The organism is Actinokineospora spheciospongiae (assembly GCF_003182415.1).
In the GTDB taxonomy this organism is placed as follows: domain Bacteria; phylum Actinomycetota; class Actinomycetes; order Mycobacteriales; family Pseudonocardiaceae; genus Actinokineospora; species Actinokineospora spheciospongiae.
The window spans coordinates 70583-96658 of sequence record NZ_QHCP01000015.1 but is presented as its reverse complement, the minus strand read 5'-3'; the positions used below and the strand labels follow the sequence as shown (position 1 = coordinate 96658).

Sequence of the window (26076 nt, the reverse complement as noted above, 5' to 3'; positions counted from 1 at the left end):
CGGCCTGCCCTGTTCAGCGCGGGGAGCGCAAACCCCACCTGCGCACCAGTCGGGCGCTCACCGCGGCCAGCAGCAGGATCGCCGCCAGGACCGGCAGGGAGAGCTCGTCGGGCAGCCGCGTGGGCAGCCCCTCCACCCGCCCGACCGCACGCCGCGCGTCGGCCACCACCGGCACGACGTCCGCCCGCGGCTCCGCCGACCCGGCCGGGGGCCGCGCGTCGACCGCCACCGGCACACCGCCCGCCTGCGGCACCCCGGCGCCCACCGGGAGGTCGAACCCCGGCAGCCGCCCCGGGATCGGGGTGCCGAACACCGTGCCGCCGCTCGACGTCGCACCGGGCACGGCCGCGACCACCCACTGCCGTCCCGCGGTCGGGGGGTCGCCGCCGCCCGGCGGGACCGCGCCGTCGCCGCCCGGCGGGACCGTGCCCCCGGCGGACGGCGGGGGCGGCGCGGGCGCGGACTCCGGAGGGGCACCCGGGACCCCGCCGCGCACGAGGATGCGGCAGAGCGGGGTGAGCACCGTGTCCACAGTGGAGAGCAGTGGGGTGAGCACCGGCGCCAGCACGGGCAGTTCACCGAGGCGCGCCAGCACCGCGTCGGCGATCCGATCCCCCGGGATCTCGGCCTCACCGGTGGGGACCGTCCCCACCGGGATGGGCGCCGTGGTCGCCCAGACCGACCGGAACACACCCGTCAGCAGGCCCAGCGGGTCCAGGGGGACGAGCGCGGACACCACGGGTTCGGTCACCGACGCGGGCGCCAGCGCCACCCGCCCGCCCGGCGTGCCGGTGACGATGGCCGCACAATCGGCCACCACCACCGGGGCCTCGTCCGCGACGGCGGGCGCCGCGGACAACAGGGTGAGCGACAGGGCACCCGCGGTGAGAAATGGTCTGGTTCGCACGTGCCGCCTCCTCGGGCGCCGGACTCTTGGCCCAGTCTCAGGTATCCGCCGTTCGCGTGTGCCAGGCTGGGAAAACCGGACCACGACATGGTGGCAGCTCCACCGTTTTGTTGACCAGCAGGCAGAAAACAGGCGGTCTGCTTCGTTGCGCCGATGTTGCCGCCACCGGTGAACGTGCCCCCACCAGGGTCTACGCGACTTTTCGTCCATTATGGATGGCAAAGGTGAATTGCCTTCGGCTGGCAAATACCGGACACCCCCGCAGCGGCGGGAACGAGGTCGCGACGGGACCGGCGCGGATCACCTGTAACCCCTTCAAGGCAGGGACGGCACTTCTGTTCCACGACATCACCGCGCCCGATCGCCGAATCGGGAGAACGTTTACGCGCGGGTAACACGCAGCGGGCACGAAAAAAAGCCGCCGATCCGGAATCCGGATCGGCGGCCTCGTCGGCACCGGGCTCAGGTGGGCCGCACGGCATCCCGCCCGGGCCCCGCGCACTCGCCCAGCAGCGCGGCGTGGGCGGCGGGCCAGTCGTGCGGGACCAGCCGGACGTCGCGACCGCACTGCATCCGCAGCCTGCGCCGGAACTCGGCGATGCCGGTGAAGGGGGTCTTCCCCACCAGGAAGTGCAACGTGCCGCGGCCGCCGACCGCGACCAGCGCGTGCAGCTCGTCGGTGCCCGCGGGCGGGCGCGGGTGCGTCCAGGTCACCGACAGCGTCCCCGGCGGGCAGCCCGCCCGCCGGGACACCCCGCCCTCGCGACCCAGGAGTTCCCACCGGAGCAGGTACTTGTCGATCGTCGTCCCGGCCAGCACGAGCCCGCACTCGCGCGCGATCAACTCGGAGACGGCCTTGCGCGTCCACACCAGCCACGGCAACCCGGCCTCGTCGGGCGGCCCGGCGGCCAGGGCCTCGACCACCTCGCGCTGCTGCGCCGCGGACAGCACCAGCCGCTCACCGGCCCGCCGACCGCGCGGCCGGGGCCGCAGCGTCGACTCGCCGCCGGACTGGTAGGCCCGCACCCAGGTCCCCACCGCCTTCCTGGACACCCCGAACATGCTCGCGACCCGCGTCTGCGACAACCCCGACCCGACCGCGGCCACGGCCTGCCGCCGCAGCTGTTCCAACGCGTCCATCGGCAGGCTCCTGGCGCCGCCCGCGCCCCGGCCCCGCTGAACCTCCACCATCGCCACCCCATCCTGTTCCGGGCTACGGCTGGACCTCTTCCGCGCACGGGTCCCGCAGGCGGCCCCGGACCGACGGCCACCGCCTCGACCGCACGACAACACCCCACCCGCGGCCACGGGAGCGACCGCGTCCACACCGGACACTCCGGCCACGTCGGGCGGGCACCACCGCGATCCCGGCGAGGTGCGGCACCGGCAACGGCGTCGACGCCCCGATTCGCGGTGCCGGTGCGCGCGGTCGCCCTTCCGCAGGGCTCACTGCCGCGACCGGACCACTCCCGGTACGACCGGATGGTGGAACGAGGAATATGTTCCGGGCAATGGCACGGGAACACGTGACGGGCGGGTGAAGCTTTGTTGACAGTTCTTTACCGGGAGTTCTCCGCCTCCCGGACGCACCCGGCGATCCGCCACGGGTCGCGCGAAAGGCACCGGGGCTGTCCGTAAACAGGTGCCACGCGGTCGGCGCACCCGGCGTCTCGCAGCGCTCCTCTTCCCAGCTCAGACCGACTGAGCTGGCACCCTGTGGGTCCAATCGAGTGAATCACCTATTTGCCTGGAGCCCTTTCCCTTGACTCGGCGAGGTGCTCGGCCGACCGGTTCAGGTGCGGTCGACGGGGAGTTCGCGCATCCCGCGCAGCGGCGAGAAGAACACCCAGCCGACCGCGAGCCACGCGCCCGGTGCGGACACCAGCAGCACCGGGCGCAGGCCCACCGCGCCACCGAGCAGGCTCCCGGCCGGGATACAGCAACCTGAAGTCCCGGTCCCGCCGGAGCGACACGGCGATCTCAGGCGGGGTGGCGGAACCAGAGGCAGCCGTAGGGAGCGACGGTGAGTTCACCGTCGGCGAAGGGGATGGGGGTTCGGGTGAGGAGGTCCAGGTAGGGGCCGTCGGGGAAGGGGAGGGTCGTGGTGGCCTCGTGGTCGCCGAAGTTGTGGACGGCGGTGATGGAGGCGCCGTCGGCGGTGCAGGTGTGGGCGAAGAGGGCGTCGTCGTCGGTGGGGTGGGGGGTGAACTCGCCCCAGGCCAGTTCGGGGTGTTCGCGGTAGCGCTCGATGAGCAGGCGAATCCAGGACAGCAGGGAGTCGGGGTCGTGGCGCTGGGCGGCGACGTTGACCTCGGACGGGCCGTAGGTGCCCGCGGGGGGCGGGGCGGGGAAGGTCGACGGGTCGGCGGTGGAGAAGCCCGCGCCGACGCCGGGTTCCCACTGCATCGGGGTGCGCACGGCCTCACGGCCCTCCACGGCGAGGTTCTCCCCCATGCCGATCTCCTCGCCGTAGAACAGCACGGGGGTGCCGGGCAGGGAGAACAGCAGGCTGTAGACCATCCGGATGCGCCGCTGGTCGCCGTCGAGCATCGGGGGCAGGCGGCGGCGGAGGCCGCGGTCGTAGAGCTGCATCTGCGGTGCCGGGCCGAACGCCGCGAAGACCTCGGCGCGCTCGGCGTCGGTGAGCTTGTCCAGGGTCAGCTCGTCGTGGTTGCGCACGAACGTCGCCCAGTGCCCGTCCCTGGGTGGTTGCGGGCGCTTGGTGAGCGCCCGGACCAGCGGGGCCGCCGAGCCGCGCGCCAGCCCCAGGTACATCTTCTGCATGCCGATGAAGTCGAAGCACATGGTCAACTGGTCGCCGACGCCCGCGCCGAAGTACTCCATGGTGTCCTCGTACGGCAGGTTCACCTCCCCCAGCAGCACCGCGTCCCCGGAGCGTCGGGTCATGAAAGCGCGCAGGTCGACCAGGTAGTCGTGCGGGTCGGGCAGGTCGGGCGCGTCGAGGGCGCCCTCGGTCTCCAGGAAGAACGGCACCGCGTCCACCCGGAAGCCGGACAGGCCCAGCTCCAGCCAGAACCCCATGATCCGCGCCATCTCGTCGCGCACCGCCGGGTTGGCGACGTCGAGGTCGGGCTGGTGCTTGTAGAACCGGTGCAGGTAGTACTGCTCGGTCTTCTCGTCGTACTCCCAGAGGCTGGTTTCCTCGTCCGGGAACACCACGCCCTCCGGCCCGTCCGCCGGCGGCTCGTCGCGCCACACGTACCAGTCGCGGTAGGGCGAGTCCCGGCTCTCGCGCGCCGACCGGAACCACGGGTGCTGGTCGGAGGTGTGGTTGACGACCAGGTCGGCGATGACCCGCATCCCGCGGTCGCGCGCGGTGCGCACGAACTCCACGAAGTCGCCCAGCGTCCCCAACCGCGGGTCGACCGAGTAGTGGTCGGTGATGTCGTAGCCGTCGTCGCGGTCCGGTGACGGCAGGAACGGCATCAGCCACAGGCAGGTCACTCCCAGCCGCTCGAAGTGGTCCATCCGCTGCGTCAGCCCGCGGAAGTCCCCGCAGCCGTCACCGTTGCCGTCCTGGAACGTCTCCACGTCCAGGCAGTAGACGACCGCGTCCTTCCACCACAGGTCCGAGGTCTTGGTCAGCCGCACAGTTCCCCCAGCACCTTCGCGCCGAACGCGTCGATGAAGGCGTCCTGCTCCTTGCCGACGTGGTGCAACTGGATCAGGTCGAAGCCGAGGTCGGCGTACTCGCGCAGCCAGGCGGTGTGCCGCCCGAGGTCCGCGGAGACGTTCACCGAGGCGCGCACCTGCTCGGGGGTGACGAAGCGGGCCACCTCGTCGAAGTGGGCCGGGAGCATGTCCCAGCAGACCGGCGGCGGGAACACGTTGCCGCGCCACTGCTCGTGCGCCACGGCCAGCGCCTCGTCCTCCGACGGCGCCCAGCTCAGGTGCACCTGCAACGCCAACTCCCCGCGCCCACCCGCGTCCCGGTAGGCGTCCACCATGGACCGCAGGTGCTCGACGGGGGCGTTGACGGTGATCAGCCCGTCGGCCCACTCCGCGCACCAGCGAGCCGTCTCGACGCTGACCGCCGCGCCGTAGAGCTTCGGCGGCGTCTCCGGCAGCGTCCACAGCCGCGCCCGGTCCACGGTCACCAACCCGTCGTGCGACACCTCCTCACCGGCGAACAACGCCCGGATGACGTCGACGCACTCGCGCAACCGCGCGGACCGGACTTCCTTGCGCGGCCACACGTCACCGGTGATGTGCTCGTTGGACGCCTCACCGGTGCCCAGCGCCGCCCACAGCCTGCCCGGGTACATGGCGCTGAGCGTGGACATGGCCTGGGCGGTGATCGCCGGGTGGTACCGCTGACCGGGAGCCGTCACCACCCCGAACCCGAGCGACGTCGCCTGCAGTGCCGCCCCCAACCACGACCAGGCGAAACCGGACTCCCCCTGGGCCGACGTCCACGGCGCGAAGTGGTCGGAGGACATCGCCGCGCCGAACCCGGCGTCCTCCGCGCGGCGCACCGCGTCGAGCAACCGCGCCGGGTGGACCTGTTCGTGGGATGCGTGTAAGCCGTAGACCGCCATGCGGGGTAATTACCCACCCCGGGCAAATCCGACACGGAGAGGCGCGTACCCCATTGCCTCAAGGGCGGCTCAGCAGCTCGATCGACCACACATCACCGGCTGCGACCGGGTGGGTGCCGCCGATCACGACCTGCTCACCGTCGAGCACGTTGATCAGCGCGTCGGAGTCGACCACCCGGTAAGTGCGGGAGCCCGGGTAGTGGCGGTGATCCTCCACCCCGTTCGCCGACCGCAGCTCGATCGCAGTCCGGAGGTCCTGGAAAGGGACCACCCAGGGCGGCGGCGGGAAGTGCGGCGCGAGCACACCGGGGGCCCGGCGGTCATCATCAAAGGCGAAGCGGTGGACCTGCAGCATGATCGACTGGCAATGCCCCGCGCTCAGGACGACCTCGACCAGGCCGTAGTCCACGAACACCGACCCCTTCTGCCTCGTCTCCGCGCCTCCCGGACCGAGGGCGGCTCGGACCTCCTGCTCCGGGGTGCCCACCGCCACGCCCGCGATCACGCCGCGGCAGGTCACCTCGGCGAGGTACTCGATCACATTGGTCATCCGCCCATTTTCCCCACGTGTCCACCAACCGCTCGTCCATCGCCGACGCGGCCTTGGAAATGAGGTCTCGCACGGTCACGGACGGCGCGGCGCGGTTGTGGACCGGGTGGAGAAGGCGACCGCACGACCGCTTCCGACGTCGATCCCGGCCAGGGGGCCGAGCGATTCCCCGACGACGACCCTGCTCCCCGCCGCGGACGTGGTGGCGACACCGCGGGCGAACGCGACGAGGACGGTCTCGACGTACATGCCGTTCGGCCCGGCCTCGGGGAACGGCACGATCCGCTCGAACGGGTCGCCGCTGAGGCCCGCGAGCCAATCCGCCTCGGCCGTGACGACGCACCACCGCGAGCCGAGGTCGACCCGCACCGCGCCGATCCCCCTGCGCAGCACCTGGTCGACCAGGCTCGACGCCAGGTGGGCCGGGTCGTACCCACCCGTGGGCAGGTAGGTGCCCGGGCTGGCCCGGATGGCTTCGACCGGGTCGATGCGCCGCACGTCCTCAGGGCGGTACACCGGCTCCCTCCCGCGCTCCGGAATCGGTCGGACGGCCGAACCGTAGCCGCGGGCACCGCGGCGGCCGCCGGGAACCCCCGGTGGCCGCCGCGGTGTCGAAAGGACCCCGGGTCACTCCTTGTACGCGCTGAGCAGGAAGCCCGGCGGGTTCTCCAGCAGGCGGCCGAGGCGCGCGGTGTCGTCGTCGGAGACCGGGGAGTGGGTCATCTGCTCCCAGTCGACCCGGGTGAAGCCGGTGGATTCGAGGGCCCGGGTGAGGCTTGCCCGCGGCCAGTGGTGGACCCGCACCGAGGCGGGGGGAGTCGTGCCGATGGTGACGGTGAAGGGGGCTCCCTCGCGGAGGTCGGCCGGGCGGTCCACGGAGAACCCGAAGTCCCGGGCCGCCTCCTGGTCCACGTCGGCATTGCCGACGTAGGCCAGCAGCCTGCCGCCGGGGGTGAGGTTCGCCGAGATCCGCCCGCACATGGCGGCCAGCGTCGCTTCGCTGTCCGCGTAGTGCAGGACGTTGACGGCGATGACCAGGTCGAATTCGCCCAGTGTCGGCATCGTCGCCACGTCGTGGACGTGGTAGGTGACCCCGAGTGGTTCTTCGGCCTCGGCGGCTTCGGCCAGTCGGATCATCTCGGCGGAGGAGTCCGTTCCCACCACCGGGCCCGCGCCCCGGTGGGCGACCAGCCGCGCGTAGAGGCCGTCGCCGCACCCCACGTCCAGCACCCGTTTGCCCTGCACCGGCCCCAGGGCGCGGAAGAAGGAGTGGAACTCCACGTTCTCGCGGTAGAAGTGGATGGCCTTCTCGATGTCGCCGAGTTGTTTGGCCAGGACGTCGTACTGTGCCATGGGGCCCCTCAGGGTGGTGTCGAACTGGAAACCGCGGGCGGAACCGGTCTCACCGCGCCGGGCGAATGGTGGCGTACCCCTGCCGGGCAGGCGCCCGGAGTCGGGATTCCCCGGAGAAGACGACTTCGGCCAGGGGGAGGGTGCGGTGGTAGAAGTTCAGCGACGTCGAGACGCCGAAGATGTCGGTGGACGCCAGGAAGAAGGGGAGTTCGGCGGTCAGGTACCGCATGGACTCCTCGATCTGGTCCGCGGTGAGCGGTCCCTCGTGCCCCCTGATCCGGAGGACTTCCCGGCTCATCTCGGCGCACGTCCGCCGGAGGACGTCGTCCTCGCCCAGCACCCGTTCGCACTCCGCCAGCTTCTCCCGGTAAACGGCGCCGGACGACAGGTCCGACATCCGGTGCAGGCCGTCGGCCGCCCTGGGTCCCCCGACGCTGTCCCAGGCCCGGGTCACCCGGTTGTGCAGCACGTTGATCTCGCCGCGCGCCTTCTTCGCCGCCCGCTGGGGTTCGTAGCCGAGGGCGAGGTAGGTGTGCACCAGCGCGGAATCCGGGATGACGGCGTCGACCCGGTCGAATTCCGCGCGGAGCCACCCGAAGAGTTCCGCCATCCGCGCGACCTGGAAGTAGCTGTTTCCGGGGCTGATGCCGAAGACCGCGTGCTCCCGCCGCTCCCACACCCGGCGGGACGCCTCGGTGAGCGGTTCGACGGTGAACAGGCCCCGCTGGATGACGGGGTTCAGACCTGCGTCGCCCACCGGTGCCATGCTCATGTCCACCGCCCGTGACCGGGGTGGCCGACGCCCGCGAGGTACCGCGTGCGCAGGGCTTCCCGGAGGATCTTCCCCGTGCCGGTCCGCGGCATGTCCTTGAAGGCGATGACGATCGGCTCCGCCAGGGCGGGCACACCGCGCACCGCCGTGCGCCACCGCTCCCGGTCCAGGCTGCCGTCCGGCGTGGCCACGATCGGCACCGGCGGCCCGTCGGGCACCGGGAGCAGGGCCACGTCGTGCCCGTCGGGCAGGTGGTCGACGATCACGTCCTCGTGCTCCAGGCAGCTTCCCCCCGGCGCGTAGTTGACCTCTCGGTCGAGCAGCGTGAGGGCACCGGTCCGGGTCATGACACCGATGTCACCGGTGTTCCACCACTCCCCCACCGCCTTCTCCTCCCAGCGCTCGGGTTCCCCGTAGTAGCCGACGCACCGGGCCTTCGTCTTGGCGAGGACGATCCCCGGCTCGCCGGTCGGCACCGGCTCGAACGTCGTGGGGTCGACCACCTTCAACTCGACGAAGCCGGGCATCGGCCGCCCCACCTTGCGGGGTCCGGGCCGCTCGTCGCGCCGCTTGTTCGCCCGGTACCGGGTGATCATGGTCATGCCCAGGCCGCCGGTCTCCGACTGCCCGTACCCCTCGCGCCAGACCGGGAACCAGTGCCGGGAGGCGTTGAGGAACGTGCGGATCGCCGACCAGCGCATGGCGTCGAAGTTGCCGATGAACGTGCGCACCGAGGCGAGGGCGTCGCCCCGGTTCTCCCCGGCGAGGGGCGCCATCCGCAGGAAGTCGATCGGCAGCGCCTCGACCACCGTGGGCCGGTGCTGCCGGAACAGCGGGCCGACCACCTCGGGGTCGTTCTCGCTCATCAGCAGGACCGTGGCGGGCGAGAGGGTCAGCACCGAGTAGATCCAGGTGAAGGCGCGGGCGTGCACGTACGGCAGGAACATCGCCACGACGTCGTTGCGCCCGAAGGTCAGGGGCGGCAGGTGGCGGCACTCCAGCCTGGCCATCTGCCCCTGGAGCTTCTCCGGGGTGTACATGATGAGCTTCGGGATGCCCGTCGTCCCCGAGGTGTGGGTGAGCATCATCAGCTCGTCGTCACCGCGCGGGACCGGGGCGGGCTCCGGCCCGCCGAGGACGTCGACGAGGGCCAGCGCGTCCGGCACGCCGCCGTCGAGGCTCAGGGTCCGCTCCGCGAGCGAGGTCAGCGGGCCCCCGTCGGACCCGGCCTCCTCCAGCAGCCTGCGGTTGCTCACCAGCAGCGTCGGTTCGACCCGCCGCAGCAGCGCGCGCACCGAGTCCGGCGGCAGCAGCCCCGACAGCATGACCGGGACCGCGCCGATCCTGATCGCGGCGGCGGCGAGCAGCAGGCAGTCGAAGTGGTTCTCCTTGAACACGGCGACCCGGTCGCCCGGCCGGGCCCCGGCCGCGTGCAGGGCCGCCGCGGTGCTCCTGACGAACCCGGCCAGCGCGGGCAGGTCGAGGATGAGCTGCCCGGAGGGGTCGATGTCCATCGGGCGGCTGAGGCGGAAGAACATCGGTTTGCCGATTTCGGCCCTGCGATCGAAAAGAAGCCCGAGACTCGACTTCCATAATTGCATGCCGGACACTGATCCCCCATTCAGCCGGACAGTTCGACACCGGAGACGTTACGACCGGATTACGGACAAGGTCAAGAAGCCCGAACCCCTATCGAACCCCGACGGCGGGCATCCCGGAATCCGAAAGGGACATGGACGGGTGGCCATGAACTGCGACTATCCGCACCACCCACCGGTATACGACTCACTATTTCACCATTCAATGTGTTCCAGGTCACTGCCGTGCTTGCGGGAGTCGTACCAACAGGCTGTGCCGGACGGTCCCGAATGCGGCGGGTTCCGAGGTGGCAACGGCAATAACAGGACACCGGACGCAATAGGGGCCGAGTGCCCTTGCCGATCCGGGGTCGCGGGAGTAGAGGAGAAGGGGTGACCGGCAATCGGCGCAGCCGGAGTTCTCGCGTCCGACACCGAGAAGGTGCAATAGGTCGGATGATGTTAAGTCCGGGGCGGATTGAGCCATCGTGGAAGAATTGATTGTCCCTCGACCCTCCGGCGGGACTTCTCCTTCTCGGACAAGAGCCCGCGATGTCGTGCGGTTTCCGGGCCGCTGCCGTTCCCAAGGGGCTCGGGCGGCGAGCGGGCACGGAATCGACCGCTTCGCGAGCCCCCACCCGCCGTCCGCGGCAGTCGGGTGTCGCAGCGAACAGCCACCGGCCGCGTCGGAGACGTTCGGCCGATCGCGTTGATACGGTTGCCCACATGGAGCGCGGCGGGAGCCCTTGGTCGACTGTGCGGGCGGAGCGGCTCCTGGTGATCGCCGTCCACAACGTGACGGCCGCGACGCGACTGGTGGACGTGCTGCCGCTGATCGCCGGCGATTCCCGGGTCCAGGTGCGATTCGCGGTCACGGGTTCCTCCGCGTTCACCGACGGGACGGCCGGGTTCCTCTCCGCCATGGGCGCCGATCCGGTGGACTGGACCACGGCGGTCGAGCTGCGGCCGGACCTGGTCATCAGCGCCAGCCACGGCGGTGACCTGCGCGAACCCGGGGCACCCGTGATCATCTTCCCGCACGGGGTCGGGTACAATAAGTACCTCGACCCAGGAACCCAGGAACCCAGGAACCCAGGAACCCCGGTCTTCGGGCTGTCGCCTGAGTGGTTGTTGGACGCCGACGGTGGTGTGATCCCGTCGGTTCTGGTGCTGTCGCACGCAGAACAGGTCGACCGGTTGGCCTCGGCGTGCCCGGAGGCCGTGCCGGTCGCGGTGGTGGCGGGTGATCCGTGCCTGGACCGAATCCTGGCCAGCCTGCCGTTGCGGGCGGTGTACCGGTCCGCGTTGGGCGCGGACGGGCGGACGGTGGTGGTCGTCTCGTCGACGTGGGGCCGGGAGTCGCTGTTCGGCACCGACCCGGGGTTCGTCGCGCGGTTGGCGGCGCGGTTGCCGGTCGACCGGTACCGCGTCGTGCTGGTGTTGCACCCCAACGTCTCCGCGTGGCACTCGCGCTGGCAGGTGGAGACGTGGTTGCGGGAGTGCGCGCGGGCCGGGGTGGCCGTCCTGGACCCGGTGGAGGGTTGGCGGGCGGCGCTGGTGGCGGCGGACCTGGTGATCGGCGACCACGGCTCCGTGAGCCTCTACGCGGCGGCAGCGGGCAGGCCACTCGCGCTCGCCGTCGCCCCGGAGTCCACTGTGGACCCGCTGTCGGCGATCGGGCGGATGCTCGCCGTGACGCCGAGGATCGCGGTGGACGACGACGTGGCCGCACGGGTCGACGAGTTGGCCGGGCGACCGGTGTCACCGGAACTGGCGGCGGTGGCGGAGTTGGCGAGTTCGGGTCGCGGCGAGTCGGCGCGGCTGCTGCGGGCGGCCCTGTACGGGCTGATCGACCTACCCGAACCGCCCGAACCCGCCGACGCCACCGCCGTCCCCGTGCCGCCACCGGCGTCCGATCGCGGCCGCAGCCACCTGGTCACCGCGACGATCATTGCGGTCACCGAGGACTCGGCCGAGGTCGAACTGGTGCGGTACCCGGCTCCCCGGCTGCGGGACTGGGTCGGCGGCTCGGCGCACCTGGTGGTCGGCTTGGCCGAGCCGTACCGGCGTTGGCTCGACTTGGCCGAGGTCGTCATCGTCGATCGGAGCCCGGCGGACGCGGCGGCGGTGCTGGCGAGCCTGCCGGGGTGCCTGCTGGCCGCGGTGTCGGACGGCCCGCCGACCGTGCTGGTGGCCGACGGGACCCGGGTGCGGTTCACCGAGGTCACCGGGGACGGCGACCCGCACCCGGACACGGCGGCGTTGTGCGCGTCGGCGGTGCACTGCTGGCTGGTCGACGGCCGCGCCCTCGCCGACCTACCCCGGCTGCTGCGCCTGCGGGTCGGCGGGCGGGTGCGCCGGGTCGAGGTCGGCGAGCTTGCGCGCCAGCCGGGCCCCGTCGTGCGGGAAGACCTCGGTCTCGGCGATGGATAGCGCCTCCCGGTACCGGGCGGCGGCCTCGGCGTGCTCGCCCTCGGCGGAGGCGAGGTCGCCGAGGGCCTCGCGGGTGGTCATCCGGTCGAAGCGCTGGTCCAGCACCCGGTCCGCGCGCAGCAGTTCGGCGCGGGCCTCGGCGCGGCGGGCGGGGTCGGCGATGAGCCTGCGCCCGCGCCACTGGGCGGCTTTGCCCGCGTTGTAGGTGTCCGGGGGCTCCAGGCCGAGGAACTGCGCCTCGGCGGCGTCGAGCAGCGCCAGGGCCGACGGCAGGTCGTCCACCTTGGCCAGGTGCAGGCGGGCCAGCGCGGTGCGCCTGGGCTGCCCCAGTTCCCCGGCGAGGTCGAGGTTGTGCCGCAGCGTCCGCGCGGCGGCCTCGTCCGCGCCCGCGGCGATCTGGGCCAGGCCCAGGGATTCCAGGGCGGTGGCAGCCAGGTCGGTGAACGGCGTGGTCCGGGCGAGCGCGAGCGCCCGGGTGAACAGCTCGGCCGCCGCCAGGGCCTCGCCGCGGTGGACGTGGCCGAACCCGAGCTGGGTGGTGAACAGCGATTCGGCGGCGACGTCGCCGAGGGCCCTGGCCGACTCGACCCCCAGGTCCCCGCACCGGCGCAGGTCGTCGAGGTGCTTGCCGCGCTCGTGCAGCGGCCACAGCATCAGGCACATCTGGCACACGACCTCGTGCAGCCCGAGGTCGGACGCCGCCACCACCGCGGCCAGCAGGTTGGCGCGCTCGTCCTCCAGCCACCGCCAGGGCACGTCGACCTCGGGCAGGGCCTGCCCGGGGCGCAACCGCTCCCACATGCCCCGTCCGGGCATCGCCCGGTGCCCGCCCGCGACCGCGCGGTCCCGGTAGAAGGCCACCACCCGGCGCAGCAGCGCCTCCCGCTCGCCCTCCGGGGCGGCCACCTGCCTGGCGTGCGCGCGGACCAGGGAGTGCATGGAGTGGCGGGACTCGGTGAACTCGGTCACGAGCTGGGCGCCCACCAGCGAGTCCAGGCTGTCGTGCACCCGGTCGAGGTCCCACCCGAGGGCGGCGGCGATGACGTGGGCGCCGAACCCGCCCGGGCCGGGGTGCGCCCCCGCCGCGCGGTAGCAGGCCCGTTCGTCGTCGGTGAGCCGCTGGTAGGCGGTGTTGAACACGGCGGTGACCGACAGGTCGCCGCCGTCGCGGGACAGGGCCCGCAGCCTGCGCTGCTCGTCGCGCAGCGCCCCGACCAGCCGGGTCATGGACCGCTGGGGGTGCGCGGCGACCATCGAGGCGGCCACGCACACCGCGATCGGCAGGCCGTCGGCGACCTCCAGCACCTCGGCGACGGCGTCGGGTTCGTCCACCGCCCGCTCGGGGCCCGCGATCCGGCCGAACAGCTCGCGGGCCGCGCTCGCCTCCAGCGGCGCCAGCTCCAGGAACGTCACCACGTTGTCCGCGCGCAACCCGTGCAGCGGGCCCGCCTGCGTCACCACCAGCGCCGACCCGTCCCCGGCGGGGGCGAGCGAGCGCACCTGGGCCGGGGTCGAGGCCCGCTCCACGACCACCGCGACCCGGCGCCCCGCCGACCAAGAGCGGAACAGCCCGGCCCGCCCCTCCGGTGAACTGGGTATCTGCTGGGCCGCGAACCCCGCCGACAGCAGGAAGGCACCGAGCAGGTCCGCCTCCGCGCCCACCCCCGCACCGGTCAGGTCGGCGTGGAACGTGCCGTCGGGGAAGTCCCGGCGGCGGTCGTGGACCCACGCCCGCGCCGCTTCGCGCTTGCCCACCCCCGGCGGGCCCGTCAGGACCAGCACCCACCGGCCCGCCCCGGCCTCGGCGAACGCCCGGTCCGCCGCGCGCAGCACCGCCCGCTGGTTGGTGAAGTGCGGTGTCGGCCGCGGCACCAGCTCCGGTGGCGGCGTCGACGGCCCGTGGAAGTGGATGCCGCCCGACACCCCGCCGCCCACCTGCACCACGTGCCCGCCCGCCCCGGACACCCGGTTCACCACACCCGATTCCTCGGACACCCCGCCCCCTGCCCCGCGACAACGATTACCCGAGGGTACCCATGAGATCACCCGCCGCGCCGGGGGTTCGACGCGACCGGTGGGTGTTCACCGCGGGGCGGCGAATCAGCCGTCCCGGGGGCGGGCGCTGGTGGCTTGTGGTGGTGGACCTCTTCTCACGCTCGTGGGCGGCGTTGCGCGCGGTGGTCGCCGGGCTCCCGGACGGGGACTTCGCACGGCCGGTTGCGCCGGTTGGCTGGTGCGGGACCTGGTGTGCCACCTGGTCAGTCGCGAGAGGACGATCGGCGGGGTCAGGTGGTGGTCTGCTCGGCGATGGACACCGCCGTCGAGGTGTCGGTGGTGGCGACGACGGTCACCGTGTCGCCTGCGGCCAGGTCGGACTTGGTGACCGTGGACTGGGTGGTGCCGGGGCCGCCGCCCATCGCCGCGTAGGTGGTGGTGGCGTCGATCGTGTAGGTCTTGGTGTACCCGTCGGTGCTCTCGGTGGTGATGGTGGTGTCGGTGATCTCGGTGACGGTGCCGGTCTGCATGGCCTCGGTGACGTAGTTGCCGGAGGAGTCGGTGGTGGTGAACTCGCCGTGCAGGGCGTCCATCAGGGCGGAGCCGCCGCCGGGTCCGCCGCCCGTGCCGCCCGCGCCACCGGGGCCGCCGCCCGGCGCGCCCGCCTGGGCGGAGGTCTCGGCGCTGCTGCTCGACGCGGCGTAGACGGCCGCGCCGCCACCGCCCGCGATGGCCAGGGCGACCGCGGCGGCGATGACGGCCTTGCGGGTGCGGCTGGCCCGGGGCTCGGGGGCCTGCTCGGCGGTGGGCGGGGTGTACTGCTCGGTGGTGGTCATCTCCGGCGCTCCTGACTGGGGTTCTCTTCGCTGCTGAGAACCACGATCGGCGGCGCCGCTGTGCGTGGTCTGTGCCTGCCGTGGGACCCCCCTGTGGGTTCAGCGCTGTGGGTTCAGCGCTGTGGGTTCAGCGCTGTGGGTTCAGCGCTGTGGGTTCAGCGCTGTGGGTTCAGCGCTGTGGGTTCAGCGCTGTGGGTTCAGCGCTGTGGGTTCAGCGCTGTGGGTTCAGCGCTGTGGGTTCAGCGCTGTGGGTGCAGGCGCGGATCACACCGACCAGTGCGGGTCGAGGACCGGCTACACCAGGTAGGTCCTCGGGCTGAGCAGGGCGGTGGCCTCGGCGACGAGCAGGTACCCGCCGTCGGACGCGGTCTCCGCGCCAGGGTGTGGCAGGAAAGTGCCAGGTCACCGGTAACGCGGACGTGGCCTGCGGAGATGCACGGTCCATGGCCGAGGAAGAAGTCGACGGGGAAGTCCTGCGCGGTGGGGTGTTCCGCGACGTCTTCGACGGCTTGGGCTGGAGCCGGTTCGTCCCGCACGCGGCCGTCGAGGTCCTGGGCGTGGTGGTGCTGCTGGGTGCGCCGACCCGCGACCAGATCGGCAGGCTCGTCGGCCGCACCCCGGACGCGGTGGTGGGCCTGTCCGGGCCCGCCTGGGACGAGTTCGAGCCGTGGACCGAGCACACCCTGCGCACCGCCCTCGACGGCGCCGCCCCCACCCCCGGCGAGGTCGCCAGGGCCAACACCGAGGACCGCGCCTGGCTCGACGGCCTCATCGCCGAGATCGACTCGCATGCCGACGCCCTGGGCGTGTTCCGCCCCCGCACCCTGTCCGACGTCCTGGACTACCTGACCGCCTGCACCGTCCTCATCGCCACCGGCCGCGACGGGGACACCCGCTACGAGTTGAACCCGTGGGCGATGCTGCCCGCGGAGGTGCTGCCGCTGACCCGGGACCAGGTCGACGAGGAGGACGCGCTGCGCTGGATCGGCCTGCACCGGCCGGTGGTCCGCAAGCTGATCGACCTGTTCGGGCCGTACGCCGACGCCCCGCTCGACGTCCTGCGCACGACGCTGCTGGACCTGTCGCGGACCTGCGGGGTGGACCTGGAGTCGACCCGGGCCGCGGTGACGATCCTGGCGGACCAACCGGACTTCGAGGTCACCGGCGACGCGGAGCGAGCGGAGCCGGGCGCGGAACTGGAGATCCGGGTGGACTGGGCGAACTTCCTCGAGTACCGGCTCGACATCGCGGCGGGCACCATCGACTCCCCATGACCGCCGCGCGGGTCCGTCAGTCGCCATGCGGTGCGGGACGACGACCCCGCCGTGCGCGGGTTGGTCCAGGCGTTCGTGGTCGGTGCGGACGTACTCGTCGAGGACGGCCACCAGCTTGGCGCCGAGGTCGGCGGCGGCCTCCGGGGACAGGTGCAGGGCGAAGCGGACGGAGGTGCGGACGGGGGCGGGTGTTGGCGCAGGTGCTCGGCGTGCGGGCGGTGTTCGCCGTGGTGGGGTTGTTCGCGGTGGTGGTGCTCGCGGCGGTCATGTCCTCCGCGCGGGCGGAGGACATGACCGGCTGATCAGTCCCGGTCGCGGTCGGGGAGGAATTCCTGGAGCTTGGTCTTGGCTCCCTGGGTGATCAGGTGCAGCGCGGCCGGGTCGCCCTTGAGGACGGCCTCGGTGACCGAGCGGACCTGCTCGAAGGTGGCGTGCGGCGGGATCGGCGGGACCTCGGGGTCGCAGTGCACGTCGAGGACCATCGGGGAGTCGGCGGCGAAGGCCTTGTCCCAGGCGGGGCCGAGCTGGTCGGGGTGTTCGACGGTGATGGCGGCGAGGCCGAGGGAGCGGGCGAACCCGGCGTAGTCGACCTCGGGCAGCGACTGCGACTCCTCGAACTTGGGGGCGCCGCCCATGGCGCGCAGTTCCCAGGTGACCTGGTTGAGGTCGTTGTTGTGGAACACGCACACGACCAGCCGCTGGTCGGACCAGCGGTGGCGGTAGCGGGCGATGGTGATCAGCTCGGCCAGGCCGTTCATCTGCATGGCCCCGTCGCCGACCAGGGCGACGACCGGGCGGTCGGGGTGGGCGAACTTGGCGCCGATGGCGTACGGCACGGCCGGGCCCATGCTGGCCAGGGTGCCCGACAGGGACGCGCGGATGTCGCCGCGGATCTTGAGGTGGCGGGCGTACCAGTTGGTGGAGGAGCCGGAGTCGGCGGTGACGATGGCGTCGAGGGGGATGCGGGCGGACAGCTCGGAGACGATCCGCATCGGGTTGACCGGTTTGGCCTCCAGCGCGGCCTGGCGGTCCATGGTGTCCCACCACGAGGCGACGTTCCCCTCGATCGTGGTCCGCCAGGACCGGTCGGTCTTGGGCACCAGCAACGGGATCAGCGAGTCGAGGGTGTGCGCGCTGTCGCCGACGAGGTTGACCTCGGTCGGGTAGCGCAGGCCGATGTGGCGGCCGTCGACGTCGATCTGGACCGCGCGGGCCTGGCCGAACTCCGGGAGGAACTGCGAGTACGGGAAGTTCGAGCCGACGATGACCAGGGTGTCGCAGTCGCGCATCATCTCGTAGCTCGGGCGGGTGCCGAGCAGGCCGATCGCCCCGGTGACCCAGGGCAGCTCGTCGGACAGGACGTCCTTGCCGAGCAGCGCCTTCGCCACCCCGGCACCGGTGACCTCCGCCAGCTCGCGCACCTGCTCGGCGGCCCCGCGCGCGCCCTGCCCGATCAGGATGGCGACCTTCGACCCCGCGTTGATCAGCTCCGCCGCCCGGGCCACGCCCTCGGCGGGGGCCACCGTGGTCGACCACGCCGCGCTCGGCGGGCTCGACGGCACGTGCTTGAACTCGTGCCGCGGCGCGGTGTACTCCAGTTCCTGCAGGTCGGCCGGGATGATGACCGCGGTGGGCGACCTGGTGGCCTGGGCGGTGCGGATCGCCCGGTCCAGGGCGTTGGGCAGTTGCTCGGCGACGTTGACCTCGACCAGGTAGTCCCCGGCGACGTCCTTGAACAGCGCCTGGAGGTCGACCTCCTGCTGGTAGCTGCCGCCCATGGCGCTGCGGCTGGTCTGCCCGACGATCGCCACGACCGGCACGTGGTCGAGCTTGGCGTCGTAGAGGCCGTTGAGCAGGTGGATCGCCCCGGGGCCGGAGGTGGCCAGGCACACGCCCACCGACCCGCTGAACTTCGCGTGGCCGACGGCCGCGAACGCCGCCATCTCCTCGTGCCGCACCTGCACGAACCGGGGCCGGTCGTCGGCCCGGCCGAACGCCGCGACGATCCCGTTGATGCCGTCACCCGGGTAGGCGAACACCTGGTCCACACCCCACTCGCGCAGGCGGCGCAGCAGGTGGTCGGCGACGGTCTCGGACATGGGCGCTCCTCCGGCTCGGCTGGGTGGGGGCTACCCCGCGCCGCGGCGACCACACCTGCGGTGTGGTCGCGACCCGGGCGCGGGCGCGCCGCAATTGCGTGGGCCGTACGCCCCAGCCGGGTACGCTTCCCGGCGGATGGCGCCGAGGGAGGTCTGCGTGCGTTTCACACGCGATCAGGTGGTGGCGGAGCTGCGGGCGCTGCGCAAGGGGCGCGGGGTGCAGAAGCCGGACGTGGCCGAGCAGCTCGGCCCGGCGCTGCGGTCCCTGTGCGGCATCTCACCCGCCGACGACCCGGCGGTGGTCCAGGTGAAGCTGCTGGGCAGGCTGCGCGCCCTGATCGACGAGCTGCCCGAGGACCTGGGGCTGGTCGTCGCCGTGGCGATGGGGCTGCACCCGGAGACCCGGCAGAAGTTCCTGCAGGAGCGCACCGAGTGGCTCGCCGCCAGGATGGAGCGCGACCCGCGCACGGTGCGCCGCCGCATCGACGAGGGGGTGGGGCTGCTGGTGTCGCAGGCCCTGGCCGGGACGGTGGCGCGGCGCGACGACAACCTGGGCTGGTACGTGCGGCGGTTCGAGGCGGTGCTGCGCCACGACAAGGCGTCCCCGGAGTGCCTGGAGCTGCGGTGCATCGTCGCCGAGCGGCCGGAACTGGCCGGGATCGAGCTGTCGTTCACCGTGCCCCCCGCCTCCGACGACCCGCCGGAACTGCTGGTGGAGCCGGTGTACGGGGTGACGGTGACCGGGGTCGAGCGGGTCCGGCGCAACCGGTTCACCATCCGGCTGGGGCTGCCCCGGCCGCTGGCGGTCGGCGAGGAGCACGACTTCGCGGTGATCACCCGGCCCGCCGCGCACCAGCCGATGCGCTCGCACTACGTGTACTTCCCCGAGCGCCGGTGCGACGAGTTCGACCTGCGGGTGCGGTTCGACCCGGACGCGGTGCCCGCCCGGGTGTGGGGCCTGGCGGAGGCGTTCCCGCGCGACGTGGACGAGATCCGGCCCAGCGAGGACATCCTGGTGCCGGACGCGGTCGGTGAGGTGCACGTCGCCTTCGACCACCCGCGCACCGGCCTTGGCTACGGCGCCCAGTGGGCCTGACGGCCCGGGTCAGCCCGCGACCAGCCGTTCGAGCCAGTCGGCCTGGGAGGTGTCGACCACCTTGTCGCCCACCGCGAGCGTCGGGGTGCCGAACGCCTTCTGCCCGTTGCCCGCGTCCTGGAGCAGGTACTCGGTACCGCGGGCCTTCTCGTAGGCGGCGGTGACCTGCTGGTCGTACTTGCCCGCGCGGACGCCGTCGGCGAAGGCCTGGCCGGTGAGGCCCACGGCCCTGCCCAGCTCGATCAGCTGGTCCTTGCTCCAGCCGCGGGCGCCTTCCTCGGGCTGGCTGTCGTAGAGGCTCTTGTGGAACCGGAGGAACTTGCCCTCGTCGGCGGCCAGCAGCGCGGCGTTGGCCGAGTCGGTGGAGTAGCCCTCCGGGTCGGAGCGGCTGTCGAGCAGGTTCACCAGGTGGAAGCGGACCTTGAGCACGCCCTCGTCCAGCTTCTGCTCGATGGCCGGGCCGAACCGCGCTTCGAACCCGCCGCAGGCCGGGCAGAGGAAGTCCTCGTAGACGTCGAGGGTGCCCTTCGCGGAGTCCTTGCCCACCAGCACCGCGGCGTCCTCGCGCGTGGTCGGCAGCTCCTGGCGCGCGGCGGCGACCGGGATGGCCGCGTCGGCGGTGGCGTTCTTCCTGTTGTTCGTCCAGATCACCCCGCCGATGACCGCGGCGGCCACGACCACCACGGCGACCACGCCGAGGATGACCTTGGTGCGGTCGTTCTTCCCGCCGCGCGCCGCCGCCAGCGCCGCCTGGGCACTGCCGGGCTTGGGAACGGGCCTGCCGCCCGCCTTGCCGCTGCCCGCCTTGCCGTCGCCCGCCCTGGCACCGCTCGTCGCGCCACCGGGCCGGGCACCGCCGCCCTGGTTCCGCTTGCGCTTGCGCGCATTGCGCTCCGCTCCGCCCACCGGTTCCTCCTCACCTCGCGTCCACTGTCGCACGGGCGAACCGGCCGTCGACCGACAGCCCGGTCCGGGGTCGCACCGCCAGCCACCCGGCCACCAGCAGGAACCCGACGTCGCGGGCGATCTCCTGCGGGTAGCGGGTGTCACCGGCGGCGACCTGCCCGCCGCCGCCGAAGCAGCCGCAGTCGATGCTCAGCCCGCGCGCCCAGGACTGGGCCACCGCGCCGATGAAGGCCAGCAGCACGACCCCGGACAGCACCGCGGCGGCCCGGGTGCCCAGCCCGAGGAGCAGCAGCGCGGCCAGCGCCAGCTCGACGAACGGCACCGCCGCCGCGACCGGGCTCACCAGCCCGGCGGGCAGCAGGTCGTAGGCCTGCACGGCGACGAAGGTCTGGTTGGGATCGCTCACCTTGAGCCACCCCGACACCGCCCACACCGCGGCCAACCCCAGCCGCAGCAGCGTGCCGACCCCGTCGAGCACGACAGCCTTGGTCACAGCAGGTGAGGCTACCCGCGCACGCTGAGCGAAACCTGAGAGCCGCGCGCCCCCCGACCGGCGGACCTGACAGGCTGGGCGCCATGCGCGACCTCCCGGTGCGAGCCGCCCTCGACGAGATCACCGGCGCCCTCGACGCGCACGGCACGGCGGTGCTCGTCGCCCCGCCCGGCACGGGCAAGACGACGCTGGTGCCGCCGGCGCTGCCGGGTTCGGTGGTCGTCGCCGAGCCGCGGCGGCTGGCGGCGCGGGCGGCGGCGACGCGGATGGCGGCGCTGCTGGGCGAACCGGTCGGCCGGACCGTGGGCTACTCGGTGCGCGGCGACCGGCGGGTGTCGCGGGACACCCGGGTCGAGGTCGTGACGTCCGGGTTGCTGGTGCGGCGGTTGCAGCACGACCCGGAGCTGTCCGGTGTGGACACGGTCGTGCTGGACGAGGTGCACGAGCGCCACCTGGACGCGGACCTGCTGCTGGCGCTGCTGCTCGACGCGCGCGAGGGGCTGCGGCCGGACCTACGGCTGCTGGCCACGAGCGCGACGGTCGCCTCGTCGGCGCTGGCGGGGCTGCTGGGCGGGCCGGTGGTGTCGGTGGACGCCGAGGCGTTCCCGGTCGAGGAGACCCACGTCCCGCCGCTGCGCGGTGAGCGGGTGGAGGCGACGGTGGCGCGGGCCACCCGGGCAGCACTGTCCGCTGTGGAGGGTGACGTGCTGGTCTTCCTGCCGGGCGTGGGCGAGATCCGCCGGGTGGCGGCGATGCTGTCAGACCACGAGGTCGTGGAACTGCACGGGCGGTTGCCGCTGGAGCGGCAGAGCGCGGCGCTGCGGTCCGGGTCGGCGCAGCGGGTGGTACTGGCGACGGCCGTGGCGGAGTCGAGCCTGACCGTGCCGGGGGTGCGGGCGGTGGTGGACTCCGGGTTGTCGCGGGTGTCGCGGGTGGACCACCGGCGGGGGATGTCCGGGCTGGTGACCGTGCGGGTGTCGGCGGCGGTGGCCACCCAGCGCGCCGGTCGCGCGGGCCGGGAGGCGCCCGGCCGGGTGTTCCGCTGCTGGCCCGCGCACGAGCAGGCCACGCTGCCGCGGTTCCCGGAGCCGGAGATCCGCACCGCCGACCTGACCCGGCTGGCGCTGGAGCTGGCGGTGTGGGGGACGCCGGACGGGTCGGCGCTGAGCTGGTGGGACGCCCCGCCCCCGGGACCGCTGGCGGCGGGGCGCGAGGTGCTGACCGCGCTGGGCGCGCTGGACGCGTCGGGGGTGACCGAGCGCGGGCGGGCGATGGCGCGGCTGGGCCTGCACCCCCGGTTGGCGCGGGCGCTGCTGGACGGGTCGCGGGCGGTCGGGGCGCGGACCGCCGCCGAGGTGGTCGCGGTCCTGGACGACGACGGGCTGGTCCCCGGGGCCGACCTGGACGCCGGGCTGCGCGCCCTGCGCTCCGGCACGCCGTCCTCCGCCCGGTGGCGCCGCGAGGTCGGGCGCCTGGAATCCGCGCTGGCCGGGGACGGCCCCGGCGGGAGCGGAAGCGGCGGCGGGAGCGAGCACGGAGGAGGAAGCGGGAACGGCGGCGGGAGCCGGGGCGGGCGGCGGGGGGCGGCGGCCCTGGTCACGGCGCTGGCGCACCCGGAGCGGATCGGGCGGCGGCGGGCCGGGGGCGGGGCGGTGTACCTGCTGGCCAACGGCACGGCGGTGGAGGCGCCGGGGCTGGGCGAACCGGAGTGGCTGGCCGTGGCGGTGGCCGACCGGGCACCGGGGGCCGCGCAGGGGAAGGTGCGGCTGGCGGCGGCGGCCGACGAGGACCTGGCGGCAGCGGCGGGCACGGTCACCGAGGAGGACGAGGTCCACTGGGACGGTGACGTCGTGGCCCGGCGGGTGCGGCGGCTGGGCGCGATCGTGCTGTGGGAACGGCCGCTGGCGACACCGCCCGCCGAGGCCGTGCGCGCGGCGGTCCTGGCGGGCCTGCGGCGCGGCGGCCTGTTCCTGCTGCGCTTCGACCCCCGCGCGACCGCCCTGCGGCAGCGGCTGGACCTGCTGCACCGCGTGCTCGGCGAACCGTGGCCCGCGGTCGACGACGACGCGCTGCTCGCCACCGCCGAGCACTGGCTCGGCGGTGCCCGCTCCCGCGCCGACCTGGCCCGGATCGACGTGACCGCCGCCCTGCGCACCCTGCTCCCGTGGCCCGAGGCGACCCGGCTCGACGAGCTGGCCCCGGAACGGCTCACCGTCCCCTCCGGGTCCGCCGTCCGGCTCGACTACAGCGGCGACGGGGTGGCGCTGCCGGTCAAGGTGCAGGAGGTGTTCGGCTGGACCGAAACCCCCACCCTCGTCGACGGCCGGGTGCCGGTGGTGCTGCACCTGCTCTCCCCCGCGGGCCGCCCGGTCGCGGTCACGGCCGACCTGCGGTCGTTCTGGGAGACCGGGTACGCCACAGTGCGCTCCGAGCTGCGCGGCCGCTACCCCAAGCACCGCTGGCCGGAGGACCCGCTGACGGCCCCGCCGACCCGGCACAGCATCCAGCGCAAACCCCGCTGAGCGGACCCGACGCCGTGGAACCGGGACAAACGGGCACCCACCCGGGCATCCTGTAGGCGTGAGTCGACGTGCGCAGCGGTCCGGGTTCCTGTTCCGGCTGGCCGTGGTCGTCAAGGGGGCCGACGGGGTGCTGCAACTGCTGGGCGCGCTCGTCCTGCTGCTCGTCCCGCCCGCGCTGATCACCGGGGTGGCCAACGCGGTGATCACCCGCGACCTGCTCGGCGACCAGCGGGGCGTGCTGGCCCACCACCTGTCGCGGGCCGCGGCGGACCTCACCGAGGGCGGCACCCGCGGCTTCGCCGTCTGGTACCTGCTGCTGCACGGCGTCGTGAAGATCGGCCTGGTCGTCACCCTGTCGCGGCGGGTGGTGACGGCGTTCCCGGTGGCCTGCGTGGTGCTGCTTGCCCTGGTGGGCTACGAGGTGCTGCGGGCGGTGCGCACCGACTCGATCGGGCTGGCCGCCTTCGCCGCGGTGGACCTGCTGGTCGTCGTCGCGGTGTGGTGTGAGTTCCGCCGCCTGCGCCGCGAGGTTTCCGAACCACCCGCGGTGGGGTAAGGAACGGGAGTGCAGTCGACGACGACGGAGCCCGGCGGGCTGGCGGGCTGGGCGCTCGGCGTCATGGACGTCCTGGGGGCGCCCGGTGCGGGCCTGCTGATCGCGGCCGAGAACCTGTTCCCGCCGCTGCCCAGCGAGGTGTTCCTCCCGCTCGCGGGCTTCGCCGCTGGTCAGGGGCGGATCTCGCTGGCCAGCGCCCTGTTCTTCACCACGCTCGGCTCGGTCGTCGGCGCGCTGGCGCTGTACTGGCTGGGCGCGCGCCTGGGCACCGACCGGCTGCGCGCGCTCGCCGGGAAGATCCCGCTGTTCCGGGTGTCCGACGTGGACCGGACCGAGGCGTTCTTCCGGCGCCACGGCGGGGTGGCGGTGTTCTTCGGGCGGATGCTGCCGGTGTTCCGCAGCCTGATCTCCATCCCGGCCGGGGTCAGCCGGATGCCGCTGTGGCGGTTCATCGCCCTGACCACGGCGGGCAGCCTGCTGTGGAACTCGCTGTTCGTGGTCGCCGGGTACCTGCTCGGGGAGAACTGGGACCGGATGGAGGGGTTCGCGAGCGTCTTCGAGTACCTGGTGATCGGGCTGGCCGCGGCGGCGGTGGTGTGGTTCACCGTCAAGCGGTTACGCGCACGCGGGTAGGGCTGGTTCGATGGGGGGCAGGAGAAAGAAGGTGGCCCCGATGCGCCGACTGGTGGTCCTCCGGCACGCGAAGTCCGCGTGGCCCGAGGGCGTCCCCGACTACCGCAGGCCCCTGGCCGACCGGGGCCGCCGGGACGCCGCGGCGGTGGGCCGCTGGCTGGCGGCGAAGGTCGGCCCGGTCGACGTCACCCTGGTCTCCCCCGCCACCCGCACCCGCCAGACCTGGGACATCGTCGCCGCCGAACTCGACGGCGCCCCGACGGTCGTGCACGACGAGCAGCTCTACGGCGAGGGCCCGGACTCGATCCTCGCGGTGCTGGGCACGCTGCCGCAGTCGGCCGAGACGGTCCTGCTGATCGGGCACAACCCGGACCTGGAGGACGTGGTGGCCACGCTCAGCGGCACCCGCCCGGTCCTCAAGACCGCCACCCTGTCCCTGCTGACCTGGGACGGCGACCGCTTCGACCTCACGCCGGGCGCGGCGGAGCTGACCACCACCGAGAAGGTGCGCGGGGACTAGGGCGTTTCCTCGATCCGGCGGTCGGCTGCTGTTCCGGCCCAAAGTTCCGGGGTTTTGGTGGGTGGTGCCCGGCTGGGTGGATGTGTTTGGCCGGGGCCCCTATGGCGATCATGTGCTCCAGTGCGTCAGGTGGGGCTGAAAAGATGCCCCACCGCCCAGGCAGGCTGTCACATGATCGCCACCCCCGGCCAAACACATCCACCCACCCGGGCAGTTCGCTCGCCGGGCCGCCGGTTTTCGGGTGGTCGGCGGCTGCGCCGATGAGGTTCGGGCGGCCGGTTGCCAGCCAGGGCTGCGGTTGGCTGGGTGGCCGAGCGGCTTCGCGAGCAGGTCTAGGCGCGTTCCAGGAAGGTCAGCACCGCGCGGACCCGCCGGTGCTCGTCGCTGCTGGGTTCCAGGTTCAGCTTGGCGAAGATGTTGCCCACGTGCTTCTCCACCGCGCCGTCGGAGACCGTCAGCGAGCGGGCGATGGCCGCGTTCGACAGGCCCTGGGCCATCAGCCCCAGCACCTCGCGCTCGCGCGGGGTCAGCGCGTCGACCGGGTTGCGGCGTCCTCGGGCCATGAGCTGCGCGATCACCTCCTGGTCGATGCTGGTGCCGCCCCCGGCGACCCGGCGCACCGCGTCCACGAACTCGGCGACGTCGGCCACCCGCTCCTTGAGCAGGTAGCCGACCCCGCCGGTGCCCGCCGCCAGCAGTTCGACGGCGTAGCGCTCCTCGACGTACTGCGAGAGCACCAGCACCGGCAGCCCCGGCACCCGCTCCCGCGCCCCCAGGGCCGCGCGCAGCCCCTCGTCGGTGAACGTCGGCGGCATCCGCACGTCGACGATCGCCAGGTCGGGCCGGTGTTCGAGGACCGCGTCGAGCAGGCCGGAGCCGTCCTCGACGGCGGCGACGGTCTCGATGCCCTCGTCGGCGAGCAGGCGGGTGACCCCGACCCGGAGCAGGACGGAGTCCTCGGCGATCACGACGCGCATGCCGGTCATGGTGTCACC

Annotated in this window: 22 protein-coding genes; 7 read left to right on the top strand and 15 right to left on the bottom strand. The window is 73.2% G+C overall.

Annotated elements, in window-relative coordinates; genetic code table 11:
- Positions 1-13: 13 nt before the first annotated feature.
- The 9 genes from DFQ13_RS29390 to DFQ13_RS29350 all read right to left on the bottom strand — a co-directional run bounded on the left by DFQ13_RS29390 (position 14) and on the right by DFQ13_RS29350 (position 9679).
- A complete protein-coding gene (locus tag DFQ13_RS29390; protein WP_110082117.1) occupies positions 14-907 on the bottom strand; it encodes a hypothetical protein in 894 nt (297 codons plus the stop codon).
- A gap of 462 nt (positions 908-1369) precedes the next feature.
- Complete coding sequence (locus DFQ13_RS29385; protein ID WP_110082161.1) at positions 1370-2098, bottom strand: helix-turn-helix domain-containing protein; 729 nt, start codon at positions 2096-2098, stop codon at positions 1370-1372.
- Positions 2099-2887: 789 nt separating this feature from the next.
- Positions 2888-4519 carry an alpha-amylase family protein gene (locus DFQ13_RS29380; RefSeq protein ID WP_110082116.1) on the bottom strand — a complete coding sequence of 544 codons (1632 nt, stop codon included), beginning with the start codon at positions 4517-4519 and terminating at the stop codon, positions 2888-2890.
- Positions 4510-5466, bottom strand: coding sequence for a TIGR03885 family FMN-dependent LLM class oxidoreductase (locus tag DFQ13_RS29375; RefSeq protein WP_035283882.1), 957 nt, complete (start codon positions 5464-5466; stop codon positions 4510-4512). The genes DFQ13_RS29380 and DFQ13_RS29375 overlap by 10 nt, the downstream gene beginning before the upstream one ends.
- 58 nt (positions 5467-5524) lie before the next feature.
- Positions 5525-6016 carry a hypothetical protein gene (locus tag DFQ13_RS29370; protein ID WP_110082115.1) on the bottom strand — a complete coding sequence of 164 codons (492 nt, stop codon included), beginning with the start codon at positions 6014-6016 and terminating at the stop codon, positions 5525-5527.
- A 75-nt stretch (positions 6017-6091) separates the two neighbouring features.
- Positions 6092-6532 carry a hypothetical protein gene (locus DFQ13_RS29365; RefSeq protein ID WP_110082114.1) on the bottom strand — a complete coding sequence of 147 codons (441 nt, stop codon included), beginning with the start codon at positions 6530-6532 and terminating at the stop codon, positions 6092-6094.
- Between the two features lie 111 nt (positions 6533-6643).
- Entirely contained in the window at positions 6644-7369 is a 726-nt protein-coding gene (locus DFQ13_RS29360) for a class I SAM-dependent methyltransferase (RefSeq protein ID WP_110082113.1), read from the bottom strand.
- A gap of 49 nt (positions 7370-7418) precedes the next feature.
- The gene (locus DFQ13_RS29355) at positions 7419-8135 is read right to left on the bottom strand and encodes a tRNA-dependent cyclodipeptide synthase (RefSeq protein WP_110082112.1); all 717 of its coding nucleotides are present in this window, start codon (positions 8133-8135) and stop codon (positions 7419-7421) included.
- 2 nt (positions 8136-8137) lie between these two features.
- On the bottom strand, positions 8138-9679 hold the full coding sequence (locus DFQ13_RS29350) for a class I adenylate-forming enzyme family protein (protein ID WP_233438628.1): 1542 nt from the start codon (positions 9677-9679) through the stop codon (positions 8138-8140).
- Between the two features lie 765 nt (positions 9680-10444).
- Here DFQ13_RS29350 and DFQ13_RS33345 point away from each other — a divergent pair.
- On the top strand, positions 10445-12151 hold the full coding sequence (locus tag DFQ13_RS33345) for a hypothetical protein (RefSeq protein WP_146241397.1): 1707 nt from the start codon (positions 10445-10447) through the stop codon (positions 12149-12151).
- On the opposite strand, the gene DFQ13_RS35700 is transcribed toward DFQ13_RS33345, so the two are convergent.
- Together DFQ13_RS35700 and DFQ13_RS29335 are read right to left on the bottom strand one after the other, a co-directional pair.
- A complete protein-coding gene (locus tag DFQ13_RS35700; RefSeq protein ID WP_146241396.1) occupies positions 12035-14146 on the bottom strand; it encodes a hypothetical protein in 2112 nt (703 codons plus the stop codon). The two genes, DFQ13_RS33345 and DFQ13_RS35700, sit on opposite strands and share 117 nt — an antisense overlap.
- Positions 14147-14436: 290 nt before the next feature.
- Positions 14437-14982 (bottom strand): hypothetical protein, encoded by a 546-nt coding sequence (locus tag DFQ13_RS29335; RefSeq protein WP_110082108.1) that lies wholly within the window; start codon positions 14980-14982, stop codon positions 14437-14439.
- A 443-nt stretch (positions 14983-15425) separates the two neighbouring features.
- Here DFQ13_RS29335 and DFQ13_RS29330 point away from each other — a divergent pair, with 443 nt between their 5' ends.
- Positions 15426-16256 carry a DUF6042 family protein gene (locus tag DFQ13_RS29330; protein ID WP_110082107.1) on the top strand — a complete coding sequence of 277 codons (831 nt, stop codon included), beginning with the start codon at positions 15426-15428 and terminating at the stop codon, positions 16254-16256.
- 302 nt (positions 16257-16558) lie between these two features.
- On the opposite strand, the gene DFQ13_RS29325 is transcribed toward DFQ13_RS29330, so the two are convergent.
- A complete protein-coding gene (locus DFQ13_RS29325; protein ID WP_035283894.1) occupies positions 16559-18355 on the bottom strand; it encodes a thiamine pyrophosphate-requiring protein in 1797 nt (598 codons plus the stop codon).
- A 157-nt stretch (positions 18356-18512) separates the two neighbouring features.
- Here DFQ13_RS29325 and DFQ13_RS29320 point away from each other — a divergent pair, with 157 nt between their 5' ends.
- Complete coding sequence (locus tag DFQ13_RS29320) at positions 18513-19451, top strand: hypothetical protein (RefSeq protein ID WP_146241395.1); 939 nt, start codon at positions 18513-18515, stop codon at positions 19449-19451.
- Positions 19452-19460: 9 nt separating this feature from the next.
- Here the strand turns inward: DFQ13_RS29320 and DFQ13_RS29315 are convergent, their stop codons facing one another.
- Together DFQ13_RS29315 and DFQ13_RS29310 are read right to left on the bottom strand one after the other, a co-directional pair.
- On the bottom strand, positions 19461-20357 hold the full coding sequence (locus tag DFQ13_RS29315; RefSeq protein ID WP_110082106.1) for a DsbA family protein: 897 nt from the start codon (positions 20355-20357) through the stop codon (positions 19461-19463).
- 10 nt (positions 20358-20367) lie between these two features.
- Positions 20368-20835 (bottom strand): MauE/DoxX family redox-associated membrane protein, encoded by a 468-nt coding sequence (locus DFQ13_RS29310; protein WP_035283945.1) that lies wholly within the window; start codon positions 20833-20835, stop codon positions 20368-20370.
- Positions 20836-20933: 98 nt separating this feature from the next.
- Between DFQ13_RS29310 and hrpB the strand changes: the two genes are divergently transcribed.
- From hrpB to DFQ13_RS29290, 4 genes are read left to right on the top strand one after another with little or no spacing between them, the layout of a single operon-like run.
- Complete coding sequence (gene hrpB, locus DFQ13_RS29305; RefSeq protein WP_110082105.1) at positions 20934-23372, top strand: ATP-dependent helicase HrpB; 2439 nt, start codon at positions 20934-20936, stop codon at positions 23370-23372.
- 58 nt (positions 23373-23430) lie between these two features.
- The gene (locus DFQ13_RS29300; protein WP_110082104.1) at positions 23431-23928 is read left to right on the top strand and encodes a DUF2127 domain-containing protein; all 498 of its coding nucleotides are present in this window, start codon (positions 23431-23433) and stop codon (positions 23926-23928) included.
- Between the two features lie 9 nt (positions 23929-23937).
- The gene (locus tag DFQ13_RS29295; RefSeq protein ID WP_407643229.1) at positions 23938-24561 is read left to right on the top strand and encodes a DedA family protein; all 624 of its coding nucleotides are present in this window, start codon (positions 23938-23940) and stop codon (positions 24559-24561) included.
- A gap of 40 nt (positions 24562-24601) precedes the next feature.
- Entirely contained in the window at positions 24602-25081 is a 480-nt protein-coding gene (locus DFQ13_RS29290; protein WP_084175774.1) for a SixA phosphatase family protein, read from the top strand.
- 332 nt (positions 25082-25413) lie between these two features.
- Here DFQ13_RS29290 and DFQ13_RS29285 read toward each other — a convergent pair whose 3' ends face one another.
- A complete protein-coding gene (locus DFQ13_RS29285) occupies positions 25414-26058 on the bottom strand; it encodes a response regulator transcription factor (RefSeq protein WP_035287642.1) in 645 nt (214 codons plus the stop codon).
- Positions 26059-26076 lie beyond the last annotated feature (18 nt).

Bases quoted from the DNA above. Each gene is read 5' to 3' on its own strand.
- DFQ13_RS29385 (WP_110082161.1), bottom strand. From the start codon at position 2,098: ATGGTGGAGGTTCAGCGGGGCCGGGGCGCGGGCGGCGCCAGGAGCCTG.
- DFQ13_RS29375 (WP_035283882.1), bottom strand. From the start codon at position 5,466: ATGGCGGTCTACGGCTTACACGCATCCCACGAACAGGTCCACCCGGCG.
- DFQ13_RS29370 (WP_110082115.1), bottom strand. From the start codon at position 6,016: ATGACCAATGTGATCGAGTACCTCGCCGAGGTGACCTGCCGCGGCGTG.
- DFQ13_RS29360 (WP_110082113.1), bottom strand. From the start codon at position 7,369: ATGGCACAGTACGACGTCCTGGCCAAACAACTCGGCGACATCGAGAAG.
- DFQ13_RS29355 (WP_110082112.1), bottom strand. From the start codon at position 8,135: ATGGCACCGGTGGGCGACGCAGGTCTGAACCCCGTCATCCAGCGGGGC.
- DFQ13_RS29350 (WP_233438628.1), bottom strand. From the start codon at position 9,679: ATGTTCTTCCGCCTCAGCCGCCCGATGGACATCGACCCCTCCGGGCAG.
- DFQ13_RS33345 (WP_146241397.1), top strand. From the start codon at position 10,445: ATGGAGCGCGGCGGGAGCCCTTGGTCGACTGTGCGGGCGGAGCGGCTC.
- DFQ13_RS29335 (WP_110082108.1), bottom strand. From the start codon at position 14,982: ATGACCACCACCGAGCAGTACACCCCGCCCACCGCCGAGCAGGCCCCC.
- DFQ13_RS29330 (WP_110082107.1), top strand. From the start codon at position 15,426: ATGGCCGAGGAAGAAGTCGACGGGGAAGTCCTGCGCGGTGGGGTGTTC.
- DFQ13_RS29325 (WP_035283894.1), bottom strand. From the start codon at position 18,355: ATGTCCGAGACCGTCGCCGACCACCTGCTGCGCCGCCTGCGCGAGTGG.
- hrpB (WP_110082105.1), top strand. From the start codon at position 20,934: ATGCGCGACCTCCCGGTGCGAGCCGCCCTCGACGAGATCACCGGCGCC.
- DFQ13_RS29290 (WP_084175774.1), top strand. From the start codon at position 24,602: ATGCGCCGACTGGTGGTCCTCCGGCACGCGAAGTCCGCGTGGCCCGAG.
- DFQ13_RS29285 (WP_035287642.1), bottom strand. From the start codon at position 26,058: ATGCGCGTCGTGATCGCCGAGGACTCCGTCCTGCTCCGGGTCGGGGTC.